This window comes from Acinetobacter sp. UBA801 (genome assembly GCA_002296655.1).
Taxonomy (GTDB): Bacteria; Pseudomonadota; Gammaproteobacteria; order Pseudomonadales; family Moraxellaceae; genus Acinetobacter.
In genome coordinates this window covers 26,187-38,150 of sequence record DBIN01000001.1, presented here as the reverse complement: position 1 = coordinate 38,150, position 11,964 = coordinate 26,187, and the positions used below count along the sequence as shown (strand labels likewise).

General features: G+C 42.3%; 12 protein-coding genes. 4 read left to right on the top strand and 8 right to left on the bottom strand.

The window, feature by feature from the left end:
• Nucleotides 1-242 (top strand): transposase domain-containing protein (locus tag B2W49_RS00160; RefSeq protein ID WP_291331358.1); only part of this gene is annotated, 242 nt, incomplete at its 5' end.
• Nucleotides 243-356: 114 nt separating this feature from the next.
• Here the strand turns inward: B2W49_RS00160 and B2W49_RS00155 are convergent.
• The 6 genes from B2W49_RS00155 to glnK form a co-directional block, all read right to left on the bottom strand.
• A complete protein-coding gene (locus tag B2W49_RS00155) occupies nt 357-1,016 on the bottom strand; it encodes a riboflavin synthase (protein WP_291331356.1) in 660 nt (219 codons plus the stop codon).
• A gap of 34 nt (nt 1,017-1,050) precedes the next feature.
• Entirely contained in the window at nt 1,051-2,343 is a 1,293-nt protein-coding gene (locus B2W49_RS00150) for a DNA adenine methylase (RefSeq protein ID WP_291331354.1), read from the bottom strand.
• Nucleotides 2,340-3,443 (bottom strand): bifunctional diaminohydroxyphosphoribosylaminopyrimidine deaminase/5-amino-6-(5-phosphoribosylamino)uracil reductase RibD, encoded by a 1,104-nt coding sequence (gene ribD / locus B2W49_RS00145; RefSeq protein ID WP_291331362.1) that lies wholly within the window; start codon nt 3,441-3,443, stop codon nt 2,340-2,342. The genes B2W49_RS00150 and ribD overlap by 4 nt, the downstream gene beginning before the upstream one ends.
• A 36-nt stretch (nt 3,444-3,479) precedes the next feature.
• The gene (gene nrdR, locus B2W49_RS00140; RefSeq protein ID WP_179991343.1) at nt 3,480-3,938 is read right to left on the bottom strand and encodes a transcriptional regulator NrdR; all 459 of its coding nucleotides are present in this window, start codon (nt 3,936-3,938) and stop codon (nt 3,480-3,482) included.
• Between the two features lie 139 nt (nt 3,939-4,077).
• A complete protein-coding gene (locus tag B2W49_RS00135; RefSeq protein WP_291331349.1) occupies nt 4,078-5,484 on the bottom strand; it encodes an ammonium transporter in 1,407 nt (468 codons plus the stop codon).
• 62 nt (nt 5,485-5,546) lie between these two features.
• Nucleotides 5,547-5,885 carry a P-II family nitrogen regulator gene (gene glnK / locus B2W49_RS00130; protein WP_291331347.1) on the bottom strand — a complete coding sequence of 113 codons (339 nt, stop codon included), beginning with the start codon at nt 5,883-5,885 and terminating at the stop codon, nt 5,547-5,549.
• A 276-nt stretch (nt 5,886-6,161) separates the two neighbouring features.
• Between glnK and B2W49_RS00125 the strand changes: the two genes are divergently transcribed.
• The gene (locus tag B2W49_RS00125) at nt 6,162-6,389 is read left to right on the top strand and encodes an accessory factor UbiK family protein (protein ID WP_291331345.1); all 228 of its coding nucleotides are present in this window, start codon (nt 6,162-6,164) and stop codon (nt 6,387-6,389) included.
• A 72-nt stretch (nt 6,390-6,461) separates the two neighbouring features.
• Nucleotides 6,462-7,949 (top strand): YifB family Mg chelatase-like AAA ATPase, encoded by a 1,488-nt coding sequence (locus B2W49_RS00120; RefSeq protein WP_291331343.1) that lies wholly within the window; start codon nt 6,462-6,464, stop codon nt 7,947-7,949.
• A 108-nt stretch (nt 7,950-8,057) separates the two neighbouring features.
• On the opposite strand, the gene B2W49_RS00115 is transcribed toward B2W49_RS00120, so the two are convergent.
• Nucleotides 8,058-8,795 (bottom strand): TorF family putative porin, encoded by a 738-nt coding sequence (locus B2W49_RS00115; protein ID WP_291331341.1) that lies wholly within the window; start codon nt 8,793-8,795, stop codon nt 8,058-8,060.
• Between the two features lie 1,126 nt (nt 8,796-9,921).
• Between B2W49_RS00115 and B2W49_RS00110 the strand changes: the two genes are divergently transcribed.
• On the top strand, nt 9,922-11,253 hold the full coding sequence (locus B2W49_RS00110; RefSeq protein WP_291331339.1) for an OprD family outer membrane porin: 1,332 nt from the start codon (nt 9,922-9,924) through the stop codon (nt 11,251-11,253).
• A gap of 99 nt (nt 11,254-11,352) precedes the next feature.
• Here the strand turns inward: B2W49_RS00110 and ppa are convergent, their stop codons facing one another.
• The gene (gene ppa / locus B2W49_RS00105) at nt 11,353-11,889 is read right to left on the bottom strand and encodes an inorganic diphosphatase (protein ID WP_004975651.1); all 537 of its coding nucleotides are present in this window, start codon (nt 11,887-11,889) and stop codon (nt 11,353-11,355) included.
• Nucleotides 11,890-11,964: the final 75 nt, after the last annotated feature.

Sequence of the window (11,964 nt, the reverse complement as noted above, 5' to 3'; positions counted from 1 at the left end):
GCAATAATTGGGTCGAGAATCAGATGCGTCCCTGGGCGTTGGGGCGCAAGAACTGGCTGTTTGCAGGTTCGCTGCGCAGTGGTCAGCGAGCGGCAAACATCATGACGTTAATCCAGTCAGCAAAGCTGAATGGGCTGGATCCGTATGCCTATTTAAGTGATGTGCTGAAAAGGTTACCGACACATAAAGTGACCCAGATTGAAGAGTTACTGCCACACTGCTGGAAACCTAAATTGAATTAAAAATTGGTATGGGATTCAGCGGACGCTTACTCTATATCTCCTTAATTATCCCTAAAAACAAAAAAACAGTCTAATTTTTCAATCAGACTGTTTAAATTTCATTCGGCTCAGTGCTTATTTTAAAAAGCCATTTTCAGCCAAGAATTCCATGCTAATTTTGGACTGCTGCGTTGTTTCTGCCGCTTTATCGCCCAAGAGCAAACGCTCAATATAACGCGCCAAGACATCCACTTCTAAGTTGACTTTGCTACCAACTTTCCATGTGCCAATATTGGTACGCTCTGCCGTGTGCGGAATTAAATTCAGACTAATGACACTACCGCGTAAATGGTTGATGGTCAGGCTGATGCCATCAACGGTCACCGAACCTTTTTCTGCCAGATATTTGGCAATTTCTGCGGGTGCTGTCACTTCATAATAAATGGAACGTGCATCTTCACGCACCAATGTAATTTCACCGACTGCATCAACATGCCCACTTACGATATGCCCACCAAAACGTGTGGTCGGCAGCATGGCTTTTTCAACATTCACAGGCTGACCCACTTTCCACATACCTAAAGTGGTACGGTTCAAACTTTCACGGGAAACATCTGCGGCATACCAGTTGTCGCCCCACTCAATCACAGTCAGGCAAATACCATTGGTGGCAATTGAATCCCCCAAATGTACATCAGACATATCCAAATCGGTCTGAATACGCAAACGTACATCACCGCCCACACTTTGCAGGCTTTCTACTTTACCTAAACTTTCAATAATGCCTGTAAACATAATCTTTTCTCTCATTCACTGAGGATTTGTGGATTTACCACAATGCCAATTGGGTACTCACGCCTGAGGTATCAACACCGCCCAATTCTGCAAAGTGGTAGAGTTGACCTAACAACTGGCGAATAGGTGGACCTGACTTGGCATGCGTATCAGTAATCACAATAAATTCAAGTACGCGCGCACGCTCCGACTGTCGCTGTTTACTCACGCGATAACGCGGAACATCTTGGGTCAATAACGTCACTCGACCGCGTTTTAAATTGGCTTGCAACAAGTCTGTGGCACTAATATTACCATCAGTAGAATAACTGGTTAGAATAAAACGTGCATTAATGGTGTCCAATAAGGTTTCATACGCCTCTTTGGCATGTTTGGATGAGTTGTATGGACTTGGACGTTCTTTGCGCCATGCACGGTCAATACCACTTTTAAATCCTTTGGTGTCTGGGGTTGGTAAATCGACCTGATCCCACAAGGTTAAGGCATTTAAAACATGATAGTTGCTGCTATAAGCATGTTGATTATACGGTGGGTCTAAATAAGCCACATCCACCTCAAAACCACTCATTTGATTGGCAAGATGCTGTGCATCAACACACCACATTTCCGCAGCAAGTTTATTTGCTTCGCCAATGTCACAAAAACGACTTGGCGTGAGCCACAATAACGATTCGATTCGTTCAAGTGCAGTTTGGGTTTTGCCACCCCAACCGTGGTGGAAGCTTTTAAACACCCCACTGGTATTGCTAACAAAACTCGCAGAGTACAACAACGGTGCCAACAATGCCGACATCTCCACATCATCAATGGCGCCCTGCGCTTGCCACGTGGCAATTTGCTGACGAATCGCATCTATGCGCATGCCGTTACGACGTTTAAAGAATAAACGGTCACGACTTGGGTCATAAATTTCGTCATTGCGCGGACACAAATTATGCGTCACCCAGCCTTTGACTTCAGGCAAACGGTTCAAATAATCAATGGCTTTTTGATAGCCGCCTAATTCTTTAAACGCAGGCGCTTCGGTACAGGCCAAAATCGCATGGTTTAAGGCATGGCTGTACGGTTCCCAGTCATTGGCAATGACCCGATAACCATTTTGACGAGCCAAACGTGATACCACCCCTGAACCTGCAAAAAAATCGGCAAAAATTGGCGCACGACCATTTTTAGGATGCAGCGTTCCTGTCTGTTCAAGTGCTTCTAAAATCAGATGCAGTAAACGGCGTTTATTGCCCAAATAAGGCACTAACTGATGGAATAAATATTCATCAGTGGTGCGTGCCGCATGACGACGTTTATGATAAACCGTTGACTCTGAACTCATAGTGTCTCTTGAGAAGGAATTAACCTAAGGCGCACGTCATCACCCAATTGAGTGACATCGTAAAGTTTAAATCGGAGTTGCTCTGCCATCTGCTCAAATTCTGCATTAAACATGGTACGAGCCGAACGCCCTAACAATGTAGGTGCCACATAGCTGATCACTTCATCTACCCAACCTTCCTGTAAGAAAGCAGTCGATAAGGTTGCTCCCGCTTCAACCAATACATCATAAATTTGATGTTGCTGTACCAATTGGGCAAGTAAGGTTGCTAAAGGCTGTACCGCCAATTGTATCACGCCTAAGGCTTCCAACTCTGCACGATATGGTCCCATCACCATTACCGTTTCAGGCTGCTGCAAAATTTGTGCGCTCAAAGGCAAACGACCTTGGCGATCTAAAATAATCCGTTTGGGTTGTACTACGCTGTGAGTGTCATCTACACCCGCCAAGTGGCGTACATTAAGCAGACAGTCATCGGCCAGTACTGTGTCGATACCCGTTAATACTGCAGCAGAAATTGCCCGCCAATGCTGCACATCGGTACGCGCAGCTGTGCCAGTAATCCACTTGGATTCACCTGAAGCCATTGCAGTGCGACCATCCAAACTTGAAGCTACTTTTAAACGCACATAGGGCATGCCCGTAGCCATGGCTTTTAAAAAGCCTAAATTTAACTGACGCGCTTCAGCTTCTGCCACACCGACATCAACCTGAATACCAGCATCTTTTAAAATTTGAACGCCCTTACCTGCCACCAATGGATTTGGGTCTGGACATGCTACTACCACTTTGACCACGCCTGCATCGACCAACGCTTTGGCACAAGGTGGCGTGCGTCCATAGTGCGCACACGGCTCCAAAGTTACATACGCAGTTGCACCACGTGCCTGTTCGCCCGCCTGACGCAAAGCAAAAACTTCAGCATGCGGTTGTCCTGCACGCGGATGATGCCCTTCGCCCAATAATTGCGCATCTTTAACAATCACACAGCCTACATTTGGATTAGGTTTGGTGCTGTATTGCCCCAAACGTGCCAACTCAATAGCACGGCGCATCCAAAAAAGATCATCGGGAGGTAAATTGGAAGTGGATTCAGTCATATTCAGATGTTGTGTGCTTTTTGCTGACATGAAGATTTATTGCTCACGTAACTGCATTTGTTCAATTTGACGGCGAAACGCTTCCACATCCTGAAAGTCTTGATACACCGAAGCAAAACGCACATACGCCACGTGATCCAATGCAAATAAAGCCTGCATGACAATTTCACCAATGGTACGTGATTTCACATCACGCTCGCCCAAACGGCGAATTTGTAATTGAATGTCGCTGAGTACAGTTTCAATTTGCTCTTGGGTCACAGGACGTTTTTGCAAAGCATGCATCAGTGAACGGCGCAACTTGGCCTCATCGAAGGGTTCACTTTTCCCATCCGATTTAATCACACGTGGCATGACCACTTCATAACTTTCAAAAGTGGTGAAGCGTTCACCACAGCCAATACACTCACGACGTCGGCGAATTTGACAGCCTTCTGCCGCCAAACGTGAGTCAATCACTTTACTGTCTGCAGTGTTGCAAAATGGACAATGCATAGCGGTTTAATTGCACAAATTTGAATGAAAATGCAGTTTAGCAAAATTTCCATACTTTGTAGAGTTTTACGCAATATATAGAAGAAAAACAGCCCCGAAGGGCTGTTTTACACAATATATTGATTATGTGCTGTGTGGATTATTCTACACGTTCACCATGTTGGCTTAAGTCGAGTCCCATACGCTCATCTTCTGCAGCCACGCGAATACCAATGGTGAGATCAATTACTTTTAAGATGATGAAAGTCAGTACAGCTGAGTAAGCAATAGTCGCTAACACACCTTCAACTTGTACCCAAAGTTGGCTCATTAGGTTGCTTGGTGCAGCATCGCCCATAATAAACTCGCTGGCAAAGAAAGCCGTTAAAATTGCACCGACAATACCACCCACGCCATGAAGACCAAAGGCATCTAAAGAGTCATCGGCTTTCAGGGCGCGTTTTAAGGCAGTAATCCCCCAGAAACATACGACACCACCAATTAAACCCATCGCTAATGCACCACCGACAGTCACAAAGCCTGCTGCTGGTGTAATCACAACCAAACCTGCAATAGCACCCGATGCAGCACCTAATACAGAACCTTTGCCACGTACCAGTTTTTCAACAACAAGCCATGCAATTGCTGCCGCAGCTGCTGCCACTTGAGTCACAACTAAGGCATAACCCGCTGCACCATTCGCACCTAAAGCAGAACCACCGTTGAAACCAAACCAACCCACCCAGAGTAAACTTGCACCTATTACAGTCAACGTCAAGTTATGTGGCGCCATAGATTCACGCCCTAAGCCCATACGTTTACCCAACATATAAGCAGCCACTAAACCTGCCACGCCTGAGTTAATGTGAACAACTGTACCGCCTGCAAAATCCAGTGCGCCATCATTGCCTAACCAGCCACCACCCCATACCCAGTGGGTAATTGGTGCATAGACCACGACCACCCAAATCGCAATAAAGGCAACAAAGGCACCAAACTTCATGCGTTCTGCAATTGAACCACTGATAATTGCTACAGTAATGATGGCAAAGGTCATTTGGAAAATCACAAATAGAATTTCAGGAATACTGCCACTGAGCGCATCTGTGCCAATGCCTGCCAACATCACTTTATCTAGGCTGCCAATAAAAGCATTGCCTTCACCAAAAGCCAAGCTATAGCCCACTACTACCCAGACAATACTGACCACGGCTGCTGCTACGAAACTGTAAGCCATAGTATTGAGTACGTTTTTCTTACGTACCATGCCACCATAAAACAGTGCCAAACCAGGAATGGTCATAAGTAAAACTAAAGCAGTCGAAACTAAAATCCAAGCGGTATCGCCTGTATCTAATACAGCTTCTGATTCAGCCGCTTCGGTAGTGCTGATTTCTGCTACAGCTGCAACTTCTGGTTCATTTGTTGTTTCAATAGGAGATGTTTCGACAGTGGTTACTGCCACATCTGAAGTTGGAGTGGTGGCTGTTACGGATTCTTCAGCCCAAGCAACAGAACCACCAAGGAGTGCGCCCGATAGACTCAGCGCGAGTAGCATTTTTTTCATTTGTGTCCCCCGACCTTTGTTTTTGTGAGTTATTAAGTACTCAGCAAACTTCATGCCATCTTTTAAACAGCATCTGCACCCGTTTCACCTGTACGAATACGGATGACTTGTTCGAGGTTAGTTACAAAGATTTTGCCATCACCAATTTTGCCTGTACTAGCAACACGAGTGATTGACTCAATCACCGAATCGACCATTTCATCGATAATTGCGATTTCGATTTTAACTTTAGGCAAGAAGTCAACGACGTACTCGGCGCCACGATAAAGTTCGGTATGACCTTTTTGGCGACCAAAGCCTTTGACTTCTGTTACGGTGATCCCTTGAACACCAATTTCAGATAATGCTTCACGCACATCATCTAATTTAAAGGGTTTTACAATTGCAGTTACGAGCTTCATGTGTGTTTTCCTTCGGCTTAATTCACCAGTAAGGTTTTATGTTCAAATTCCATGCCAAAGTTCTAAGGTCGGGAGAAATTAGAAACCGTGACATGAGTTTTCTTTATACCTTATTTTATACATTTATATGGTTTTGATCTTCAAAAAATAGACATATTTACTAGAAGATTTACGATTTTACTCATCGAATAAATCCATATTTCGTTTGAAATGCTATAGTCTATTCAAGACCAGTGCTACACTGCTTCCATTTTCTCCATCTTTGTGGAAACAACAATGATTGAAACTTTATTACAAGCCATTTTGGAACAAATTGAACAACCCAAAAAAGATTTAGAACATAATTTACGTGCTTTGCTTAATGAAGCGGTCACCAAAATGGATTTGGTCTCGCAAGATGAGCTAGACCGCCAACGTACTGCGCTCAATAATGCCAACTTACGTTTAAATGAATTGTTAAAACAGGTTGAAGCACTAGAACAGAAAATTCAACTCAAACAATAAGCACCAATTGAGTGCATCAACAAAAAAACCAAACATTATAAAAATAACGCACCAAAACGGATCATCATAAGCATGTCTTTTGCCAAAGTGTATACGCGGGGGCTTCTTGGCTTGCACGCCCCTGCAATTGAAGTTGAAGTCCATCTTAGTCAAGGTTTACCTTCTTTAACCATTGTCGGTCTAGCCGAAGCTGCCGTACGTGAGAGTAAAGATCGGGTACGCTCTGCCATTATTAATAGTGGTTTTCAATTTCCAACCAAACGTCTGACCATTAATTTAGCACCTGCCGACTTGCCCAAAGATGGTTCGCGTTTGGACTTAGCCATCGCCTTAGGTATTTTAATTGCATCGGGACAATTGCCCGAACAGAGCACTGAGGGTTTAGAATTTATTGGGGAATTGGCTTTAGATGGTCAACTACGCCCTACCACAGGCACACTCAGTATTGCGATTGCCTGCCAACAGGCACAGCATCATTTGATTTTACCTGAACAAAATGCACAAGAAGCTGCACAATTGCCAGACTTTGAAGTCTTTGCCGCCACACATTTAAAACAAGTCTGCGAACATTTGGCACAAAACCAGCCTTTAGATAAAGTTATAGTGACTGCCCAACCACAGTTATCACACTCTGCATTTGATTTAGTCGATGTGAAAGGACAATTACGCCCACGACGTGCTTTGGAAATTGCGGCTGCAGGTGGACATTCATTACTGTTTAAAGGCCCACCGGGTACAGGTAAAACCTTATTGGCATCCAGACTTTCTAGTATTTTGCCGCCATTAAATATGCAGGAAAATTTAGAGGTTGCCAGCATCTATTCTGTGGCGAACAGCCCGCATACTTTTGGACAGCGTCCTTTCCGTGCGCCGCACCATACCGCTTCTGCTGTGGCATTGGTCGGTGGAGGCTCATATCCCAAACCTGGTGAAATTACCTTGGCACATTTAGGTGTTTTATTTTTAGATGAACTGCCTGAATTTGATAAAAAAGTTTTAGAAGTACTGCGCCAACCTTTAGAGTCCAAGGAAATTGTGATTTCCCGCGCCTCACGGCAAATTACCTTCCCAGCCAACTTTCAACTGATTGCCGCCATGAATCCTTGTCCTTGTGGTTATGCTTTTAATCAGGATGTGCGCTGTCAATGTTCTGCAGAAAGTATTAAACGCTATCAAAACCGTATTTCAGGGCCTTTGCTAGATCGTATCGACTTGCATATTGATGTACCGCCCCTGCAAGCACATGAATTACAAGACACCCGACCTGTAGAAAATTCTGAAACCGTGCGAAGCCGTGTCATTCAAGCATATACACGACAATTACAACGCCAAGAGTGTCTCAACATGGCACTCAGTCCCAAACAGTTAGAGCAATTTGCAAGCTTAGATGATACTGCCCAAAATATTTTAGCCATTGCGCAACAGCGCTTGAATTTATCGGCACGTGCGTATCATAGGGTGTTACGAGTGGCGCGTACCATTGCAGATTTGGCCCAGTCAGAGCATATTCAAACAGGCCACTTAACCGAAGCCCTGTCTTATCGTGGGCAACATCACTAAAACGGCTGACTGTTCATAAAAACTGACAAGTTAGAGCGAAATCCCATCGCCGATAAAAAAAGCCCACTCGATTGGAGTGGGCTTTTTTATATTTAAGCAGCGTACAGCTTAGAACTCATACTTCAAACCGAAGACAACTTTGTTCTTTTGTTTTACGTCCGCACGGTCATAACCACCCAAGGTGTAATTCATACTTGCGGTTAAACCTGTTTCAGCTAAAGGTTTGCTCACGCCCACATCAAAATGACGGAAACCAAAGCTTTCTGTTGTTCCTAAATTATCTTCAAAATCACCTGAATCTTGATATGCATATAAACCAAGCGCGGTATCTAGACTGAAGTCTTTAGGAAGTGCATAGCTATATGATGCTTTGATATAAGTATCACCTGCATTACCCCATGAAACATCTTCAAGCAAAGTTTGCGCTGTTAAGCCAAAATCTTTATAGCTTAGCCCAAGCATTGTTTCTAAACCGTTTGCATCACTTGTATCAATATCATAGTAATAGTAGTAAGTTAGACCTGCTGTGTAACCAAGATCATCATTAATTGAACCGTTATAGCCCGCATAAAAATCATTTTCAAAACCATTCGGTAGGTCATCACCATAGTTTAATGTTGAACCCCACCAACCTACATAGAAGCCTGATGCATGGCTATAATCCAAACCACCTTGGATTGTCGCATCTTTATTTTCAGGCACATTGGTAATACCACGTAAGTTATAGCTAGATAATACCCCGATATTTCCAGAAATCGTATGTTCCGAAGCTGGCGCTTCAGCGAATGTGAACGTTGAAGCTGCGCCTAGTACAGCAAGAGATAAAGCTTTAAATGCAAATTTCATTATGGATTCCCCCTGCATCGGATGAGATGCGTTGTCTATTTTGTTTGACTCAATGAGGGAGTAGCAAGGCCTATGCCAACGCTGAAATTCAGAACAGTAATTAAGCATTAAAACCCCAAATAAAAAACATAGATCATTGTTATATATAAATTATTTTTATAGAATTTTTTATTTTGATTGCAGTGACTTTTGATGTGCATCAACACTCATCTTATAACGACTACACTTTAAGCATTGATTTGCACAGCCGTATGATTATTTTTTGCATCCTTGAATTGCAATAAAGCTAAATAACATGCATAAAAAAGTGCAGTCAAGAATCACAAGCCTATCCTGATCAAAAAATCGAAAGTCAGGCCTATCCTGTTCATCCCTACGCCATCAACTATCAAAACTCAGTGCACAGACAAAAATCCAGTCCAAAACTGCAATATATTTCTGCACCAAAATTTGACATCAACATGCAATGAGACACTTCAATCTTCACATCAAAAATAATTCAATTACGGAAACGATAGTTCAAATTTAATGATCGCAAGCCAACGACCATATAAAAGTTATGTATTAAACATCTTCTTAAACCGTTCTGTTTTCATCGTAACGCCCAAAACTAAACACCGATGTTTCACATGAAATCCGTAATAGCCAAAAGCTATTACTGAAAGATTAGATAAAATTTAATTTTTATACTCTTAATTCAAATAAAGATTTATAAATTTATTTCCCCACTTATCTCTTGCCCAAAATTCGACTTCATAGATAACCATTTCACAGGAAAAACTTCACCCTATTTTAAAATTTATGCTGTGCCTTGTGCGCTTTGATCACACAACAAGCTGTTGAAAAAATGAACAAACTGTATTTTTAATGTACAAGTTGCAGATGCGCTGTATTTGGCTATGTTTCAGTGACTCAGTAAGTTTTAAATTATGTTTATGTTTTTACTAAAAAATAAAATATTTATTCAACTTTTGAAAAGTCGATATTTTTAATGACCCCACAGTTTATCGAAAAAATACTTAACTTTAGTGTCATAGCTGCTTTAAAAATGATATTTTCGCGCACAAATAGCGATACAATTCGCCTACGTTTCAACTACACATTTACTGCATGAGGCCATCTCCCAATGCTGCAATCTAAAAAATTAACACTTGCGTTGCTGATCAACGCAGCGCTTGTTTCAACTGCATTTGCGAGCGAACAAAGTGAATCTAAAGGCTTTGTAGAAGACGCAAACGGTTCGGTTTTATTCCGTACAGGTTATTTAACTCGTGACTATAAAGATGTAAAACCTGGTACAGATACAAGTTCATTTGCACAAACTGCTATCGTAAAATTAGATTCTGGCTTTACCAAAGGTGTAATTGGTTTTGGTGCAGGGATTATTGGTGATGCTTCATTTAAACTCGGTAAAAATGGGCATACTGGTAACCAAATGATCCCAACTCATAGTCAAGATAATGCCGATGGAACTAAAGATGCCTATGACCACTGGGCACGTGGTGGTGCTTATGTAAAAGCACGTGTATCGAATACCACAGCTAAATATGGTACGCAAGTATCTGAAATACCAGTAATTGCAAGCAATACTGCTCGTTTAACCCCTGAGTACTACACTGGTCTTTATATTGAAAGTAATGAAATTAAAGACTTGACGTTAGTTGGTGGTAAATTTACTAAAAACCAATGGTCAAATGATATCAGCTCAGACCAACAAGGTTTGGATAGTGCTATTTTCTGGGGTGCGAAATACAAATTTAACGACCAAGTAAATACTTCTTATTATGGTGTGGAAGTTAAAGATAAATTAGATCGTCACTATGGGAATGTGAATTATAGCTTCCCTACAGCAAATGGTGCGACCGTAACTTTAGATGCAATGGGTTACAATACCAAATGGAAAGTTGGAGCAGCAACCACTGATCCACGCAGTGTAACTGAAGAATTGACTAACTCGATTTGGGGTGTATCTGCAAGCTATAACAGGGACGCACACAATTTGATGCTTGCATACCAAGATAATGCAGGCAACATAGGTTACGACTATGCTTACAACGCAGGTGGTCTACAAAGCATTTATGTACCAAACTCATACTTATCCGACTTTAATGGCAACGATGAAAAATCTGTTGGCTTACAGTACAACTATAATTTTAAAAACCATGGTCTTCCAGGTCTAAACTGGACAACAGCATTCGTTTATGGTTGGGATATTGATGTAGCCGAAATAAATAATCCAGCACAAATTATCGACCAAGCTGAAGAACATGAATTCTTTAACCAAGTGAAATATACGGTTCAATCGGGTGCATTCAAAGATGCAAGCTTACGCTTACGTCACTCATACTTGCGCGCAAGTGATACTTACAATAATGCTTCTGGCAACTATGTAAGTAATGCTATCGGCTCAACCAACGAATGGCGTATCTGGTTAGATATTCCTGTGAAATTATTCTAATTTCTCGGAATAGCCAACCCAATAAAAAACCTGCACAAACTTTGTGCAGGTTTTTTACATTTCAGCTTTCATGAGAAAGCCGAACAGGCTCTGTGCAAATTATGGATTTGCAGCTTTGTAGCCTTCAATTGAGTTCAATACTTCTTGTTTCGCAACATCCGCACCTTCCCAACCACTTAACTTCACCCATTTGCCTGGCTCTAAGTCTTTATAGTGTTGGAAGAAGTGTTCAATTTGGCTGATCAATAATGGTGGAAGATCAGTATATTCTTGAACATCTTTATAAATTGGGGTTAATTTTTCGTGCGGAACGGCAACCAATTTCGCATCAATACCACCATCATCTTCCATGTTCAATTTACCCACTGGGCGGCAACGAATCACAGAACCTGGCTCTACTGGGTGTGGGGTCACAACCAATACGTCTAGCGGATCACCATCCAATGAAAGTGTATTTGGCACATAACCGTAGTTCGCTGGGTAGAACATCGCTGTACCCATAAAACGGTCTACAAATAATGCATCAGAATCTTTATCAATTTCGTATTTGATTGGCGCTGCATTAGCAGGAATTTCAATGATCACATAGATGTCATTTGGTGCATCTTTACCCGCAGGGATATTGCTGTAGCTCATAGCATCACTCTTAAACAAGTTAAATCTTTTTAAAACCGCGTCAATTATAACGGTTTTCTGTCCTGAATTACTGCG